Source organism: Proteus sp. STS61-E, assembly GCF_040932335.1.
GTDB lineage: Bacteria > Pseudomonadota > Gammaproteobacteria > Enterobacterales > Enterobacteriaceae > Proteus > Proteus mirabilis_B.
Map to the genome: position 1 here is coordinate 41,134 of NZ_JBFQGE010000004.1, position 17,873 is coordinate 59,006.

Genomic DNA, 17,873 nt, shown 5'->3' on the forward strand with positions numbered 1-17,873 from the left:
ATAATCAACCAATTAAAAAATTACGGACTCGGGTTCAACTCCCGCCAGCTCCACCAAATTATCTTCTAAGGACGTCCAAAGAAGACTGAAAAGCCCGCTAACTCAATGAGTTACGGGCTTTTTTATGTCCTGCGCAGTCTGATGTCACCTAATTAAATCCAATCATTTTAGGCACCTTGTTAAGCTATGCGTACTGGAACTGGTATTTCTAAGCCGCCTACGTGGCAGTGAACTGTTTGTTGGCTATGAAGAGCAAATATACGATTTTCTAAGCTGCCTATGTGGCAGTGAACCAATAGCATTATTACAAAAAAATGAGCTAAAGCAAGGTGCTAGAAAGGTTTAACCACTTTTACCTTATAAAAGATACCAATAAATAATCCATTTTTTTTATTGGAATTTTTAAAAAGAGAAAAATAAAGGGTATAACCTTTGAATATACTTAGCTTAAAGCCAAAGTTCGACGTTCAAGCTATATTCACAATAACTACCTACCCAATTATCTTTTAGTTGTAAAATACAGGTACTGCAAAGGTGATGTCACAATATCCAACGCTAATGTTACTGGTAGTAATACTCGAGCGGTTTTTGGACCAAAAGGATTTGGTTTATGTTGGTAAAATTCAACTTTGAATGGATGATAGAATTGCATTAAATGAGTTCTATCTTGCTCTTTATCTTTTTGATGTATGGTACCCACTAAATCTTCTATCAATAATAAACATATCCCTGAAGTATAGTTACATGTAAAACCATAATTAAGAATTGCAGACCTATTCTCATTATTAGTCCAACGATAATGAAGTTGAATTTTTCCTGAAAACTCTTTTTTTTCTGGAACAATAATAAACTGTGTTGGCTTTTTAACTGTAATTTTATCTCTGAGTATAACCGGATCTTTCAATATATTTACGATATTATCGCCGCCCTTGCTCAGTAAGTAGTCAAACTTTTCCCCAACAAATACCCATCCAGTATCTCCATCACTGTCATTCGCTAATGAAAAAGCAGTAATGGTATCCGATCCCCAGTCAGATTTTCGGTAACCTGCTTCATGATCAGTAGCTGATATCAAATTAAATGAAAGACAACCTGATAATACTAAACAAGAAAATGAAATAAATATTAATCTAACCGTAACTAATTTAATATTGTATCTCTTAAACATAGATAACATCCTTTTATTTAAAGCGAAAAATATTACTTATTATTTTTATAAATGAGCAATCATCTACAATATACTAATTATTTAACCTAAGTACGTCATATAACCAAACCTTAAAAATAAACATGCTTAACACTTACTATAAACTACGTAATTTTAAGTTCTACTATCTACATAATAAAAAATATTTTAACGAAGAGATAAACCAGAAAATGAGTCATCATTTATATTTTATTTATCTTCATTCTATTGTCCATTTTCTTTAAAATGACAATGTGATGATAAAAAAATAAACTAACCAATCACTGCACGTAAACGGTTTAAGATAAGGAGAATATAAATGTTACATCAGCACTCAAAATCAAAATCAGAGTTAAACTTAGACTCAGCTGACCATAAAGAAATAGACTCTTTTATTACATCACCTTCTCTTTATACTGTAATTAGTGCTTATAATAACCAATTAGCCCATATTCCTATCGAAATAGAAAAACTTACTCAGCTTCAGATGCTTGATTTAAGACATAATAAAATCAACCATATTATTGATGAGATAGGAAAATTAAAAGAATTACAATCTCTTTATCTCAATGATAATAACCTTGAGAAATTACAATATGCATTATCAGAACTCAGCAATCTATTATATTTAAATGCAACTGATAATAACTTAAAATAAATCCTTAAAAGCTATATTGCTTTAAAATCGATAAAAGAATTACGGCTTTATAATAACAAAATTACTAATATATCAGGTGTTATATCAAATTTAAGCAATGCTCGTGAAATCTATTTAATGAATAATAGAAAACTAAGAGACAATAGATGCATTGTTTTTATATAAATATTTTAAAACATTAAAGCCCTAGCTTTTACACTAGAGCCTATTAAGAATAACTTGATATAAAATACCGCAAGTGATTTAAAGAGTAATAATCTTTAAGCCTATCGTTGTTGCTTTTCCACCCACTCTCACTCGGCTAATTGTATTTTCTGTTGAATCAATAATAACGTGAATAAGAGAGGAGCATTGCATTGCACGCCCTTGCTCTAATAGAAAATGTGTTTTATGAGGGAAAACATGCTTAACAAGATAACAGCCTAAAGCGCCACTAGAACTCCCTGTTGCAGACTCTTCATTGATACCATATAAAGGCGCAAAGTTGCGACAATGAGCGGTAATTTCCTTATCTTGGCTAAGCTCAAAAACATGAAAGCCGATAGTATTAAATTCACGACTTAGATTTGCTATTGCATCAAAATTAGGTTTTAGCGTATCTAATTGCCCAAATTGCACAGGGATCAGAATATCGGGTAGTCCTGTTGAAAATATCTCAATGGGTAAGCCTGTTTCTAAGATAACTTCGCGATTTATTCCCAGCGCAGCAGCCACAGCGTCGACACTTGGAGCTTGTCGTGAAACAGGTAGTGTTTGCTCCATAACAACATTTTCAGTATCAATCGCTACGCTTAAAATACCTGCTTTCGTTTTTTGTGTGTAATTGCCGGAAGCCAATAAGTTAAGTGAAGATAAAGTGAAAAAGACCGCTAATGTAGCATGACCACAAAAATCAACTTCTCCTTCAGGAGTAAAAAAATCAACCTTAAAATCAGTCTCTTCACCTTGATAAACAAATGCCGTTTCAGAAAAGCCAACTTCTTTAGCGATAGCAATTTTCTGTTCATCACTTAATTGAGGGGGATTAAGTACTACGCCAGCAGGATTGCCACCTTTATTGTTTCGAGTAAATGAGTTTATAAGGTGTACTTTGATCTCGTGCTCTACTGAGCGTATAACTTCATTTTGCATATCTTTCCCGCATTGCTTCAAATAGCATTAAATTTGTGTGTAAAAATAGAGTGTTCTAAATCTATCTTATATAACTCTATTTAAATATCTTGTTTTTTTAGTGTTAGATAAGATACCCATTAATTAGGGCAAACTTCCGATACGCTATCTAACCCTTGCGCTCTTTGTTCAAATATGACGCTTTTCTTATCGCCCTCTCGGATAATCTTTAAGATATAGATACTATCGAAATCACTACTTTTCCATTTAGGGATTAATTTAGGATCTCCACCCTCTTGTTTCATGATATCTCGTGCAACTTTGACTAAGTTGTCGTGCTCCCATGCAATAAAAATAACTGAATTTTCATATTGCTGACTGAGCAGATCTTCGCGTAATTCTTTTATCTCTTTAGCATGATATTGAAGATGGATAGGCAATGAGGTTTTAATGGCGAGAGGCGAAATCGTTTGAAGTGAACGTAATGAATTACCTAATTTACTTTGTTTAGGTGCGGCTGCAAATAATGCATCAGGTTTGCCAAATTGATTTATAAGCACATCAGGTAGGGCTAATGCTCTATTTAATCCTTTACAGGTCAACTGCCCACTATCATTATCAGGTTTTTCACCATGTCTTATAAATACAAGTGTTTGATCGGAATACGCCATATGACTAAATCCTAAAATAAATATGCTCAAAAATACAAATACACTGCGCATACAGCGTTACCTTTAAGTCGATTGAGTATAAGAAATATGGGGTGTTAAAAAACATCTAACATTAACCATAAACTCACCTGTTTTAAGTCACCCAGTCTATCATAACCAAAAGTATTTCAGAGGTGAGCGAGTCTTAGATAGCGTGCATTTAGTCACTCTTATAATCTCTTTACCTTTATTCTACCTTCTAAACATCTCAAGATTAATTAACAAATATTAAAATCAATCAAACAATTGTTAACGGAAAATAAAGGATCTCTTTAATTTTTCATTACTTTCCGTCTAGTTTTATAAAGTTGAATGAAACTTAAATACTAAGCACATTTAGATAAAAAAAGGGAGGAGATCTCTTTTTAACAATAAAAATAGTGTGTTAAAAATCAATGCAAGCCTTTTTATCTCCCTTTATTTAGTTTAATAACTAAAGTTCTGTCACTGCTTACCGATACTGTTTGTTCTTAAATAAGTTACCAATACTTATTAATTATTATTTATCCAGGGTTAAGCATGTTCTTTAAAAACTTTAAAATTCGTATAAAGTTAACTATCGCATTTACAACTTTTGTGATGTTAATTATGTTGGGTTCCAGTTTCGCATTAATGGGTTTAAACAGTGCGAATCAAGATATTCATGATGTTGTTGATGATATTTACCCCGCCACCGTCAGAGCCAATTTGCTGATCAATCATTTCAATGAGTTTATTATATTCCAGCAACTCACTATGCTTGATGAGCAAGGAAGCCTAGCGGCTGAGCAAGAGAGCAAAAAAGCAGAGATCACCGCTAAAGTTGCACAATTACTGAAAGAGTTAGACGAAACCACACATGACGCTGAGTCAAAAAAAATCTTAGCTGAAGTTTATGATATTCGTCAGCAATATATAACCTCTCAAAACTTTGTGGTGAAGGCATTTAATGAAAATAACAGACACGCCGCAGTCAATGAACTGATCACAAAAACTTCCGCTATTCAGTTAGAGTATCGCGATAAGATATTAGAATTTATCGAATTACAAAATCAAAAGATGGAAGAAGCAGGCGACGCGGTTGAACGTGATTTTATTGAAAAAAGGATATTTTTAGTATTATTAACGCTTGTCAGTATTGTTGTCGGCAGTATTTTGGGGTGGTTTATTACTAAAGGTATTACTCTCCCATTAGAGAAAGCAATCAACTTTGCAAAAGCCATTGCAAATGGGGATTTAACACAAGAAGTGAATACTGATTATCATGATGAAGCAGGGATATTATTACAAGCCCTTGCAGAAATGAAAATGCATCTATTAGATGTTGTGCAAAATGTACAAAATGGCGCTGAAAATATTTCGTCAGCGGCAGAGCAAATTACTGCTGGTAGCCAAAACTTAGCGGCAAGAACTGAAGAACAAGCAACATCAGTAGAAGAAACCGCAAGCTCAATGGAGCAAATGACCTCAACTGTTAAAAACACGGCAGATCATACACATGATGCGATTAATGTTGCTGAAAAAACTGAAATTGCCGTACACCATAATGGCGAAATGATGCTTCAGTTAACTGAAAAAATGCGAGCAATTAATAGCTCATCATCTCAAATGACAGATATCATTAACTTAATTGATGCCATTGCTTTCCAAACAAATATTCTTGCACTAAATGCTGCTGTTGAAGCCGCAAGAGCGGGTGAACACGGTAAAGGTTTTGCTGTTGTTGCTGGCGAAGTCAGACTCTTGGCACAAAAAAGTGCAGACTCCGCTAATGATATACGTACTCTTATCGATAATTCATCAACTCAAACACAAGAAGGAATGGAATTAGTTGAGCAAGCTGGCTCACAAATTCAAAAAATGATCACGGATGTTGAAGAGATCAGCGCATTATTACGAGAAATTGGGCAAGCAAGTAATGAGCAAAGCGATGGTATATCGCAAATCAATAATGCTATAAGTCAGCTTGATTCAACAACTCAGCAGAATGCGGGATTAGTAGAAGAATCCGTAGCCGCTGCAAGCTCACTTAATGAACAAGCGCTTAATCTGAATAAATTAGTGAATTACTTCCAGATCAGTCGCCCCTAATTCACTTTTGCATTAACTTATATATCAAGGCCACTCGATAAGATAAAAGAGTGGTCTTAAAAATAACGCCTACTGGCTAAAAAAAGGAACCTAGCTCACACTTTGGTTCTTTTTTTTATCTGTAACAACGCTGGTAATAAAATGTAAACAATTTTACCAATATCAGACAAACTGTTTGTATTTGCCAATTTATTTCAGAGGTAATGGACAGCGTGAAATGTTAAATCCTAAAACATCGCTAACATAATCGCTGATTTCCGTTATCAAAACAGGGCTATTTAATGACGAAAATAATCTTTTCACTATTTATGTTCCCATAATAATCTCAGGGTAATATCACTTATTGTGAGACAAGATTATAGAGCTTAAAACAGACAGCAATACACTCACTCGCTAAAGAAAACATTTCGCTAGAGATTATTACGTAGTTAAAACAAAAATAATTATCGACAAACTCACTTTTTAGTCACCTATTTTCCCTTCTATATTTGTATGACAATTATCAAGGTGAAATTAATACCTCATCGAAAAATGAGGCAATAACTTCAAAAATATTTCACTTCCTATCTTTGTTCTATAACAGTCAATTTAAACACTTTAAAAAAAACAAAAAATATCCTTAAATAAATATTTTTCTATTATTAAAAATAATTTATTTCATACTTTCTGAAATGTAAAAAAGAACAAAAATAAGATTTTCACTTTTACCGATACGATCAAGATCACTTTACCTATACTTTTAGTTACATAAAGTTAGAAAGAACTATTCTCATCTACTATTTATCTCACTCATTATATTTTCATTATCTAGCTGATTTGTATTACAATTAACATTAGTGAAAAACCTAGCAACTGCACGACTCTAGAGCTGAAAAGAAGTCAATCATTGATGGTGAAAACATATTTTAATTTATTTAAACATTTAATATAAAAATATTAAATTTGTATAATTAAAATTATTTAATTAATTTTTAAATAAAAAAATAAATATTAAAGAATTATATTCACATAGAAAACAAAAATATCTACTGACTAAAATAAAGAAAAATAATGATATTTTAAAGATTAAAAAAAACCAATGTAAAATGAAAAACAGAAAAAACAAAATAAACTAAAATGTAAAAAACCACAAAAAAAACAAATGATAGATATTAAAAACAAAATAAAACTAAAAATTAAAAATAAGAAATAAAAAACAAAAGAAATAAAACAATAAAAATTAAAATAAATTTAAAAAATAAATTTTAGAATACTTAAATATTAAAATAAAAAATTTTCAGTCTTTTTGTTAATAGAATGAGCACGAAAAAAAATCATTAGATTAATTTATGTATACTTTAGGTGTCGATAGCCATTTTTATCATCAAAAATGGCATTTTAGACTTAAGTTCATTTTTTTATTACATAGCTAAAACCATTAATATCGCTCTTTTTTTCATCAAAAACCAATCTGATAACAACATTAGCAATCCAATTACATTGATGAACATCAAAAAACACGACAATTAACAAGCAAATAATGAGAAAAAAGGAATTTTTTTATATTTGTCACACAATTGATTTTATTCTATTACATCTCAATAAATATTCCCTACAATAGCCAACTAATCTAACCTGACAATTTCCTAAGTGATGATATTTTTCATTGTTTAGGTTAGTAACTATCTTTTTTTATTTATGATTTATCGTTTCAGCAAAGTAGAGCATTAATAAAACCTAGTACCCTACACAATTATATAATGACCAACTTATAGGTTTGCCAACGCAGTTATAAACGATAAAAATTGCAAACTTAAGGATAAAAATAATCATGTCAGACTATCTATCATTCTTATTAGGCATTGTACCTTTAGCGGTTTTGATTTTTATGATATTAAAAATGAAATCAGCCGTTCACCATGCAGTGCTTGTGTCTTTAGTGATAACTGTTGCACTTGCTATTTTCCATTGGAACAACACCATTCAATTTGCTTCGGTCTCTGTCCTTTATGGTGCAGTTAAAGGATTGTGGCCGATAATCATTGTTATTCTCGCTGCTATTTATAGTTATAACCTAATGCTAAAAACAGGTGGCATGGATGTACTTAAAGATGTACTGGCTGGCATTAGTGATGATAAGCGAGTGCAAGTTCTGCTTATCTCATGGTGTTTTGGTGGTTTTCTTGAAGCGGTTGCGGGTTATGGTACTGCCGTTGCCATTCCTATCGGTATTTTAATTGCGCTTGGATTTGATCCTTTTAAAGCCGCCGTTGCCTCTTTAGTTGCCAATACTGTTCCTACTGCTTTTGGTGCTGTGGGTATTCCAGTTTCTATTTTGGCTCAAAACACAGGGCTTGATGTATTAGTACTGAGTAAAACCATTATTATTCAGTTGGGATTATTCAATATCCTGTTGCCTTTCGTTATTGTTGCCATTGCGGGTGGCGGAATTAAAGCGATTAAAGGTGTCGGATTTATTACCTTAATGTGTGGTATCAGTACACTAATCCCTCAATATATCGTTGCTGCTAATTTAGGTGCTGAATTACCAGCGTTTGCAGGTAGTTTAGTCAGCTTAATTGTGGTCATTTTCCTTGCTAAACGCATGAAAAACAGTGGTGACAAACAAAAAAATGTCAAAAAGCACACTGGGAAAGAGTTGTTAGTAGCGAGTTCTATTTATCTGTTTACCTTTATCTTTATCTTAGCGTGCTCACCTTTATTCCCTGCGATCCAAAGTATGGCGGGCGCGATTTCCACAAAGATCCCATTTGTATTAAGTGAAACACAAACGGAATATCAAACTATTGCTTGGTTAAGTACTCCGGGTGTATTGATTATTCTCGCAAGCTTTGTGGGTGGCACCATTCAAGGTGCAAGTGTTTCAACACTTATCTCTGTTTTGGTTAAAACCACTATCCAACTGAAAAATTCCATTATTGCTATCACGGCAATCGTAGCGATGGCAACTGTTATGGATTTCAGTGGCATGATTGGCAGTATTGCTGAAACCTTAGTCGATTTCACGGGTGCAGGATTTATCTTTATTGCTCCGGTGATCGGTGCATTAGGAACCTTTGTAACAGGTAGTGACACCAACTCTAACGTGCTGTTTGGTAAGTTACAAACCAGCGCAGCAGCTAAACTTAATATTGATCCATTCATTCTGGCAGCTGCCAATACCTCTGGTGCAACGGGCGGTAAGATGATCTCACCTCAAAGTATCGCCATTGCTGTTTCAGCGACAAAAATGGACGGTCAAAGCAGCGCCATTATGCGTGAAACTTTAAAATACTGTATCGCCTATATCGTTATTCTTGGGGCGAAGATCGGCATTATTTATCACCTAATGAACTAATTAATAAGGAAAAGGGAGCGTGCTTACTCCACTCCCCTCTCCTCTTATAACGAAGCAATAAAAGAATTTTATCTTTAGTAAAAATGACAACATCTGAGCGATGTTTTGGAGTTCGATTAATGAAAGTTAATTTTTATGCGACCTGTCTTGGTGATGTGCTGAAAGCAGATTCAGCTCGAGACACCGTCTTGTTACTTGAAAAATTAGGCTGTGAAGTCTTATTTCAAGAACGCCAAGGTTGCTGTGGTCAGCCAGCGCTTAATAGCGGTTATGTCAATAACGCAAAACCTGCCATGAAATCGTTAATTGAAACATTGGAAGTAAACGACTATCCCATTATTTCACCCGCAGGCTCTTGTACTTATGCCATTAAAGGTTACCCAACTTATCTTGCTGATGAACCGCAATGGGCATTACGGGCACAAAGTGTTGCCGATCGCCTTATTGATTTAACCAGTTTTATTGTTAACACCCTTGGCGTTGTTGATGTTGGCGCTCGCCTTCCGGGTAAAGCGGTTTATCACCCATCATGCAGTTTAACCAGAAAGCTAGGTGTCGTAAGTGAGCCTTTAACGCTGTTAAAACATGTTGAAGGTCTTGAAATGTTGCCTTTTGCAAATTCAGAAACCTGCTGCGGCTTTGGGGGTACCTTCTCCGTGAAGATGTCTGAAATTTCGGGCGAAATGGTGACTGAAAAAGTAAAACATATTATGGATGTGAGCCCTGATTATGTCATTGGTGCCGATACAAGCTGCTTGATCAACATTCAAGGTCGTTTAAGTCGTGAAAAGCGTCCTGTAAAAGTGTTGCATATTGCACAAGTTTTAATGAGCCAATAAGGGAGCCTGCTTATGTCTATCAAAACCAGTGATATAGATTTCAGACCTCGTCTAGAACATGAAATGAAAGACACGATCATGCGTAATGCGGTTGTTATGGCGCAAGAACGTATTGGGGCTAACCGTCAAATCATGGTGAAGGAGCTGGGTAATTGGGAAGAGTGGCGTGATCGCGCTGAACAAATCCGTAACCATGTGCTTGAAAATTTAGATGCTTATCTCTATCAATTGTCTGAAAAAGTGACTGAAAATGGAGGCCATGTCTATTTTGCTAAAACAGCAGAAGATGCCTCTCGTTATATCTGTGAAGTTGCCAAGAAGAAAAATGCGAAGAAGATTGTAAAATCTAAATCCATGGTCACCGAAGAAATTGGGATGAATAAAGCCTTACAAAATGAAGGCATTGAGATCATCGAAACCGACCTCGGCGAATATATTCTTCAATTAGATAACGATCCACCGTCTCATATTGTGGTTCCGGCGATCCACAAAGACCGTTATCAAATTCGCAAAGTGTTAAATGAAAAACTCAATTATGAAGGCAGTGAAACGCCTGAAGATATGACACTTTTCATTAGACAACGCATAAGACAAGATTTCCTTTCTGCTGATATTGGTGTCACAGGCTGTAACTTTGCCGTAGCTGAAACAGGCACTGTCTGTTTAGTCACTAATGAAGGTAATGCAAGGATGACCACAACATTACCTAAAACCCATATAGCCGTTATGGGTATGGAACGTGTGGCTCCTACTTTTGAAGAAGTCGATCCACTGATAACCATGTTATGTCGTAGTGCCGTTGGCTCACGTTTAACCAGTTATAACACTTGGGTGACAGGGCCTCGTGAAGCAGGCAATGTTGATGGTCCTGAAGAGTTCCATTTAGTGATTGTGGATAATGGGCGTTCTGAAATTTTAGGCTCACAATTTAAAGATATTTTGCGTTGTATTCGTTGTGGTGCTTGCCTAAATACATGTCCTGCTTATCGTAATATTGGTGGCCATGCTTATGGCTCAATTTATCCAGGTCCAATTGGAGCAGTAATTTCTCCACTATTAGGGGGTTATAAAGATTTCCACGATCTCCCTTATGCATGTTCATTATGTAACGCTTGTAATGTAGTTTGCCCAGTTAAAATTCCTTTAGCTCAACTGATTTTAAAACATCGCCGAGTGATGGCAGAAACAGGCCTTACACCAAAAGCAGAGCGTCGAGTCACGGGTATGTTTAACTACCTCAATTCACACCCTGCCCTTTGGAAAGTGGGTATGAATGTCGGTGCGAAAATGGCGGGATTAATGATCAAAAATGGCTCTACACCAATCAAAATCAGTGTTCTGAATGATTGGATGGAGTCGCGTGATCTCCCTAAACCGGATGGTTATAGCTTCCGTAGTTGGTTTAAACGCCATAAAGCAGAAGGAAAAAAATAATATGTTAAACGAACAAAACCGTAATGAATTTCTGCAAACTATTGCTGAAAAATTAGGGCGTCCTATCGCGCATAAGCCACAACCACAAACTACGCCGATTAATGATTTAGCGAAAACTCGCTTAACTCATTTAACTCAAGATGAACTATGCAAAGAGTTTACTGATTTTGCACAAACTCAAATGGTGAAATGTGTTGTTAGCAAACCGGATGAAGTTATTAATAGCCTAATTGAACTCTGTGAAAGTTATGATTGTAAAGGTTCGGTGGTAATCAGTGGTGATGAGCGTTTAGATGCACTAGGAGTCACAAAAGCAGTTAGCGAAAAATACGAAACCTATATTTGGGACCCAGCTCTTGGACGTGAAAACATTGTTCATGCTGAACGCTCGCAAATCGGGATTGTTTATGCTGAAGCAGGCTTAACGGAATCTGGTGGGATTGTTTTATTTTCGTCTCCAGAAAAAGGGCGTGCCGTTAGTTTATTACCGGAAACCTCAATTGTTATCCTGCGTAAAAGCGATATCTTGCCTCGAGTGGCTCAAATTGCTGAACGTTTACATAAAATGGCGCAAGAAGGCGTAAGAATGCCGTCTTGTATCAATTTAATCGGTGGTGCAAGTTCTACCGCTGATATTGAATTGATTAAAGTATGGGGGGTTCATGGCCCTGTTCATGCGGCTTATCTTATTATTGAAGATTGCTAATTCAAGATAAAATAACGTTAAAACGATAACAAAATAACTAACAGTCAGAGTCAATCATTGACTCCTAAATTAAACCCAAAAGATAAGTTAATTGCTTTTGGGTTTTTCTCTATTATTCGCCAATTAATTATTCAATAAAATTTTTGCTCTCCATTGATTTAATTTTATTTCGCATGCGAGTAAAACATCTCCAGCCCCTGATCCGCCCATTAATAATGCGGATTGTCGTTGACATTCAGCGCTTCTAAATTGAATAAAATGCTGTTGAGAACTGGCTAATGCATCAATGGCACTTTTGGCTGCAACAGAATCAGTATCTTCAAGATCACTCTTACTTTTGTCATAAATGACATTCATCTGCTGTTCTGTCAGTTTTAGTTCATCCAGTAAACAAGCTTGTACGGCTGTTCTCGGCTCGTTTGCTGTCACTTCATAACATTTTGCCAAAGGATCGTATTTGCCTTGTGCCGAAGAAAAAAAGCTAACTGTAAGTAAGCTACAAGAGATCAGAAATAAACTTATCTTCACGCGAACTCCTTATAGGAATTTATAATAAAATTTATATTCAACATAATGTATAAAATAACTAATATCACATCTATTAGTGCGAACAACATCATTTTAGGATATATCGTATCTTACTCGATAAATTTAAATTTCAATCGAGCAATAATAAGAAAATATTATTAATGTCTTTTTTATTTAAATCTATTTTGCTTATTTTTTTATTGCAAAAATGTTATTTAACACAACATCAATAGATTAAAACTCAGCCAATAGCTTTTAAAATAGAGGCTTATTACTTCAACTTTGTTTTTTGTTGATAAAATTGCAAAATTTCTTATAGAGAAAAAAAACTACCCTTTTAATTTTGGCTATTTTTTTCTTATCATCGCAATAGAAAATCAACTTTTTTTGCAGTAATCTCATACCATTCTTATTGGCAAATTTTTGCCTAAAAACGACCAGTGGTATCACCAATATGTTCTATAAATTTACGCCCATTATTCTTCTCATTATTTCCAACATTTTTATGACATTTGCTTGGTATGGCCACCTAAAATATGGCAATAAACCTCTTATTGTTGTCATTATTTTAAGCTGGTTGATTGCATTTGTTGAATATTGTTTTGCTGTACCCGCAAATCGCATTGGTCATAATTACTACAGTGCAGCAGAATTAAAAACCATACAAGAAGTAATCACATTAACTATTTTCGCTATTTTTTCGGTGACTTACTTAGGCGAAAACTTCACCTTAAATCACTTTATTGGTTTTCTTTTGATTGGTGCTGGTGCCTTATTTATTTTTAAAGGACCATTTTAGAAAAGCTTATTAGTAGATATCGCCAGCTCGTTTTTTCAGCATCTCATCTACACTTCTTTTATTATCGCCTTATCAAGTTTGATAAGGCTTTTATTTATCTAAATTTTGATCTTTTGATTATTTTTAATACTATTTATATTGTGGTTTTTACAGAGGGTTAAATAGCATCACTGCTTACCATTAAGTCATATAGTCTATCTAGATGGATTTTCCAAAATAATAGTCTGTTTTGTGATAAATATATTCTATATGCGGAAACATTTCTCTTGAAAAATATTTTTCATTCGGCGCATAATGACTGCTCTAAGAGAAGCATCGTTTCTCTGTCTTTTTTTGCCTCTCTTAAGCTACCGCACCCTTAAAAGGTGTGTTTTGTCACTTTAACGTCAGATAAAATGGTATCTGGTATGAGCAAACATTCTAACGATTTTATTTATATGCAGGATAATCCCTGTATGCATTGTGGTGCTTGTTGCGCCTATTTTAGAGTTTCGTTCTATTGGGCAGAAATGGTAAGTGGTGGAGGTGTGGTTCCTGATGAATTAACAGAACCGTTAACACCTTTTCTCTCTTGCATGAAAGGAACCAACTCTAAAAAACCACGTTGTGACAAACTGATTGGTGAAGTGGGAGAATGTGTAAGCTGTTCCATCTACGAACAACGCCCTTCTCCTTGTCGTGAGTTTCAACAATCTTGGGTAAATGGCATTCCTAATGAAGCTTGTGATCGTGCAAGAGCGGCTTATGGTTTGCCTCCATTAACTCACACCATATTGCCTCACACCGCGTAAGACATCAGAGGGGTTAAGCCCCTCCTGATCATTTAATACCATCCAATATATTTATTTTTATAAAAAATAAAATTAAAAAACAAAAAATCATTATTAAATAATACGTTAGTTTGACTTTATTTTTAAATGACCTAGTATATAAGGTAATGAATTAATAATGTGTATTTAGTGAGGTTTTTTATTTAAAAATAGTCATAAATTTGGAGGGCATTATGATCAGTAGCTCTTTTTTTATCCTTTTCCTTTCTTTTATCTGTTCTACTGCTGTCGTTAGTATGTTACTCGGTGGCTTAGAGGAATAATTATGAATATTTCTAATGAAAATATTCTTCCCCAGAAATAATGCCCATACTTTAGATAAAATCAGTATGGGCATTATTTTACTTATCGTATAAGTTTCAGATTTATTTTACTGTTGTTACTTCTATTTTATTTTCCATAAAAGACTAAACGCTTCAAATTTTCCTCATTCATCTATTTAGTAGGTAAAATGACCCGTTATTTTCCATGAAAATAAAACGTCTTCAGCAACTTGTCCAAATCCAATATTATGCATAACTAGATAGCGTTGGTTATCTCCGCTTTTCTTATTTACTACAATCCCAATATGAGGCCGTCCATTATCTAAGCGCCAGCTAACAATATCGCCTGGAACATAATCTTCTGCATTTTTTGTAATCGGTTTTACTTTTCCTTTTCGTGTGAAAAAGACTTCTAAATTAGGAACTCTACGGTGATCTATATTCGTATCAGGTTTATTTAATCCCCACATCCGTTTACTTGGATAAGCTGAAAAATTTGCTTTAATATCTTCATGCAATAATTTTTGTAAATCGATATCAATGCCACGATAGCTACGAATGATCACATCACTACATACCCCTTTATAGGCGGGTACATCTCCCATTGGGTAATCTATTTTACGATAATCAGAGTCGTAAAATACGGCTCTTGGTAAATCAGTAGCGTACTCCACCAGCTTTTTATTTTGTTCTGAAGTTATCGCTTGGGCACTTGAAAAAGGCATAGTGAGTAAGAGTAAAACGCTAATTTTCATTATATTCACTGTATGTTCTCCATGAAAAAGTTAAATCCATTATTTAAGAAAGGAATGACGTTATCTGTTTATACTGATAAAGCACAACATAAAAATATAAGGGAAGTCTTAATTCGTTTTTAGAATAGATATAAAAAAACCGAGCCACCTTTACGGTAAGCTCGGCTGATAAATAAGAGAAAGAGAATAAGAAAGAGAACAAGTAAGAGAAAACGGTTTAGTTCAACACAATATGGCTTTTACGACGTAAACTTGCAAAGAGCATGTAAATTGCCGTCACTAATAACACCACAAAGAAGAAATTCATAATGCCGTTATTGGCTTGCGCCATAAACATACCCGCCCCTAAAGGCCCGATAGCAGAACCAATGCTATAACTTAATAGCATTACTTGTGTAATAGCGACAATATAGCTCGCATTCACATGATCACACGCCAATGTAATAGCGATAGGATAAAGTGCAAAAGAAGACATTCCCAATAGCGCCAGTGCAATAATAAGCACCATATAATCGCTAGAAAGATATGTCAGTCCCATAGCAAACACGCCCACTAAACACATCATCGCTAATAACAGTGTTTTGCTTATCATCACAGACAATTTGCTAATAATAGGCTGAACCACCATACCGCCTAAAATAATCGCAGCCATCAACACACCTATTTGGTCTGTTGTAAATTGCCCTTGATTTAAAGCTAATGGCATCATGCCATAAATACTGCCCATCACAACGCCTGACACCATACAGCCCACTAGAGCTGCTTTATTTAATCGGCTCATCTGCTTAAGTGACAAACTTTTATGATCGTGCCCTTCTGGCTGCCCTTGCTTAAAAAGCAGAGGCGGTAATACGGCGATTAATAATAAAACTAATATCGCCATAAATGGGATAGCGCCTTGTGTACCAATTGCACCAATCGCCAATTGTCCTAATGTTGTGCCACCATAAAGCGAGGTCATATAAAAACCTAAGCGTTTAGCTCGCTCTTTAGGATTATCACCAATTAATAGCCATGACTCGACAACAACGAATATACCTGCAACCGCCATACCACCAATAAAACGGAAAACCATCCATGCTGATAAATAAGGCATTAAAGGCAATACGCCGACAGTCACTGCCAGCAATAATAAAAACACAACGAAAGAAAGACGATGCCCTATTCTTGCAATAATAGGCTCTATCATGACTGAACCTATTAATAATCCAATAAAATAAATACTTGCTAACCAGCTGGCATAGAGCGTATCCATTCCAAAACTGCTCATAGACAGTGGAATTAAACTCATTAAATAGCCTGACGCAATAGCAAATACCGTTAACCCAGCCACAGGTACTAATGTACTGTCGCCTTTGCGTACCAAAGTAGTGTTCTGTTTCACTACCCTCGTCTCCACAATCAAAACGGTTGATGATGCGCTGTTTTCTCGATGCCTGATAGAGGCGGTTCTTTTATCTAGGAAAGATAAAAGAAACAAAGGTGAAAACAGTGGATGGCGTCCCTAAATTCAGGAGACGCGAATATAGCGTTTAAATGATGATAAATAAAATTATAAAATCTAATGCCAGAAAACAATTTTATTTATATCAATCATGATTATCGTCTTTTTCTACCAAAAATAAATAGCTCTAATCTGATATTTATTTTTATTAAAAGATAAGTATTTTTTATTAAGAAAATTACGAATAAATACGTATAAAACAAAACCAAAATAATAAATATTCATTACTATCCTATCGTTAGCCAATAGGATAGCTAAAAATAAAGAGATACTTTTGTTTATTCTACACTTTTTTCTAAAGCAATATTAATCGCATCGGGAATTGAACCCCCATGACCTTTACCTTCAAACAGATAAAATTCACACTGTTTTCCTGCTTCCGATAGATATTGGCATAGCTGACGTTGCGTTAACCAACTACTACGCTCTTGATAATTTTTCTGTTGCTCTTCACTTAATCGACTTAAATCTGGGGTTTCTTCTTTTTCACCTAAGGCTATTGCAATATAAATATCATTAGGAATAGATTGCCATTGCTCTTTTTTCACCCATTCGCCTTTTCCCCACCATAATGATGGACTTGCTGCGATATAGCGTTGAAATGTTTCTGGATGATTGAATAGAACATAGAGGGTAAATACACCGCCAAAAGAGTGACCAAACAAGGATTGCTGAGTAATAGAAACGTGTTCTTTGGCAAGTTGCTCTAACGCATAAGGTCTTACTTGCGTTAAGAAAAATTGATAAAAATTCTCTGCATTTCCGCCTCGGCTAAATGCTTCACCTTTTACACTTGGTGTGTAGTCATGCGTTCTCTCTGTAATAAAGTAAGCTTTATCACCTACATATCCCACACTGATAATGGCAGGTAGCGGTTTATTTTTCTGCTTTATGGCTTCATTTATCATCAATGGAAACTGAGCATTTCCATCAACACTATAAATTAACGCTGTCTTAGTGGTATTTTTAGGAATAGCAAGAAAGAGGCGATATTGTTTTCCTTCATACGCCACTTCTTTATTTGTAATTTGATAATAAGAGTGAGCCTGAGACTCTATTTCAGGAACTTCTTGGTTAGGTCTAGCTTGAGCAACCGCAGATAACATAATCATTCCACATAACATTAGCATTCGCATAAATCAGA

General features: G+C 34.9%; 15 protein-coding genes. 8 read left to right on the plus strand and 7 right to left on the minus strand.

All coding sequences use genetic code 11. The features are described from left to right. Positions 1-499 precede the first annotated feature (499 nt). Complete coding sequence (locus AB4J89_RS10660; RefSeq protein WP_368469169.1) at positions 500-1,168, minus strand: hypothetical protein; 669 nt, start codon at positions 1,166-1,168, stop codon at positions 500-502. Positions 1,169-1,505: 337 nt separating this feature from the next. Here AB4J89_RS10660 and AB4J89_RS10665 point away from each other — a divergent pair, with 337 nt between their 5' ends. After that, positions 1,506-1,844: a leucine-rich repeat domain-containing protein gene (locus AB4J89_RS10665; RefSeq protein WP_368469171.1), complete on the plus strand. Its 339-nt coding sequence runs from the start codon at positions 1,506-1,508 to the stop codon at positions 1,842-1,844. 243 nt (positions 1,845-2,087) lie between these two features. Here the strand turns inward: AB4J89_RS10665 and AB4J89_RS10670 are convergent, their stop codons facing one another. Both AB4J89_RS10670 and AB4J89_RS10675 read right to left on the minus strand, forming a co-directional pair. Then, positions 2,088-2,975, minus strand: a complete 888-nt coding sequence (locus AB4J89_RS10670; RefSeq protein WP_088494994.1) for a PhzF family phenazine biosynthesis protein — start codon at positions 2,973-2,975, stop codon at positions 2,088-2,090. Between the two features lie 119 nt (positions 2,976-3,094). Next, a complete protein-coding gene (locus AB4J89_RS10675) occupies positions 3,095-3,676 on the minus strand; it encodes a histidine phosphatase family protein (RefSeq protein ID WP_088494993.1) in 582 nt (193 codons plus the stop codon). Positions 3,677-4,183: 507 nt separating this feature from the next. Between AB4J89_RS10675 and AB4J89_RS10680 the strand changes: the two genes are divergently transcribed. From AB4J89_RS10680 to AB4J89_RS10700, 5 genes are all read left to right on the plus strand, one after another. Beyond that, positions 4,184-5,734 carry a methyl-accepting chemotaxis protein gene (locus AB4J89_RS10680; protein ID WP_088494992.1) on the plus strand — a complete coding sequence of 517 codons (1,551 nt, stop codon included), beginning with the start codon at positions 4,184-4,186 and terminating at the stop codon, positions 5,732-5,734. Between the two features lie 1,810 nt (positions 5,735-7,544). Then, the gene (locus AB4J89_RS10685) at positions 7,545-9,071 is read left to right on the plus strand and encodes an L-lactate permease (protein ID WP_102949478.1); all 1,527 of its coding nucleotides are present in this window, start codon (positions 7,545-7,547) and stop codon (positions 9,069-9,071) included. Between the two features lie 119 nt (positions 9,072-9,190). Continuing rightward, entirely contained in the window at positions 9,191-9,910 is a 720-nt protein-coding gene (locus tag AB4J89_RS10690) for a (Fe-S)-binding protein (RefSeq protein WP_023581576.1), read from the plus strand. A gap of 12 nt (positions 9,911-9,922) precedes the next feature. After that, positions 9,923-11,344: a LutB/LldF family L-lactate oxidation iron-sulfur protein gene (locus AB4J89_RS10695; RefSeq protein WP_075670932.1), complete on the plus strand. Its 1,422-nt coding sequence runs from the start codon at positions 9,923-9,925 to the stop codon at positions 11,342-11,344. 1 nt (position 11,345) lies between these two features. Further along, on the plus strand, positions 11,346-12,050 hold the full coding sequence (locus tag AB4J89_RS10700; protein ID WP_368469175.1) for a lactate utilization protein C: 705 nt from the start codon (positions 11,346-11,348) through the stop codon (positions 12,048-12,050). Positions 12,051-12,173: 123 nt separating this feature from the next. On the opposite strand, the gene umoC is transcribed toward AB4J89_RS10700, so the two are convergent. Further along, positions 12,174-12,578 carry a lysozyme inhibitor LprI family protein gene (gene umoC, locus AB4J89_RS10705; protein ID WP_075670928.1) on the minus strand — a complete coding sequence of 135 codons (405 nt, stop codon included), beginning with the start codon at positions 12,576-12,578 and terminating at the stop codon, positions 12,174-12,176. A gap of 454 nt (positions 12,579-13,032) precedes the next feature. Here umoC and AB4J89_RS10710 point away from each other — a divergent pair, with 454 nt between their 5' ends. Continuing rightward, positions 13,033-13,377, plus strand: a complete 345-nt coding sequence (locus AB4J89_RS10710) for a DMT family protein (RefSeq protein ID WP_098942257.1) — start codon at positions 13,033-13,035, stop codon at positions 13,375-13,377. A 407-nt stretch (positions 13,378-13,784) separates the two neighbouring features. Further along, positions 13,785-14,168 carry a YkgJ family cysteine cluster protein gene (locus tag AB4J89_RS10715; RefSeq protein WP_088496001.1) on the plus strand — a complete coding sequence of 128 codons (384 nt, stop codon included), beginning with the start codon at positions 13,785-13,787 and terminating at the stop codon, positions 14,166-14,168. Positions 14,169-14,646: 478 nt separating this feature from the next. Here AB4J89_RS10715 and AB4J89_RS10720 read toward each other — a convergent pair whose 3' ends face one another. The 3 genes from AB4J89_RS10720 to AB4J89_RS10730 all read right to left on the minus strand — a co-directional run bounded on the left by AB4J89_RS10720 (position 14,647) and on the right by AB4J89_RS10730 (position 17,865). Beyond that, positions 14,647-15,225 (minus strand): DUF1287 domain-containing protein, encoded by a 579-nt coding sequence (locus AB4J89_RS10720; protein WP_088494989.1) that lies wholly within the window; start codon positions 15,223-15,225, stop codon positions 14,647-14,649. 217 nt (positions 15,226-15,442) lie between these two features. After that, positions 15,443-16,609 (minus strand): MFS transporter, encoded by a 1,167-nt coding sequence (locus tag AB4J89_RS10725; RefSeq protein ID WP_368469178.1) that lies wholly within the window; start codon positions 16,607-16,609, stop codon positions 15,443-15,445. 398 nt (positions 16,610-17,007) lie between these two features. Further along, positions 17,008-17,865 carry an alpha/beta hydrolase gene (locus tag AB4J89_RS10730; protein ID WP_368469180.1) on the minus strand — a complete coding sequence of 286 codons (858 nt, stop codon included), beginning with the start codon at positions 17,863-17,865 and terminating at the stop codon, positions 17,008-17,010. Positions 17,866-17,873: the final 8 nt, after the last annotated feature.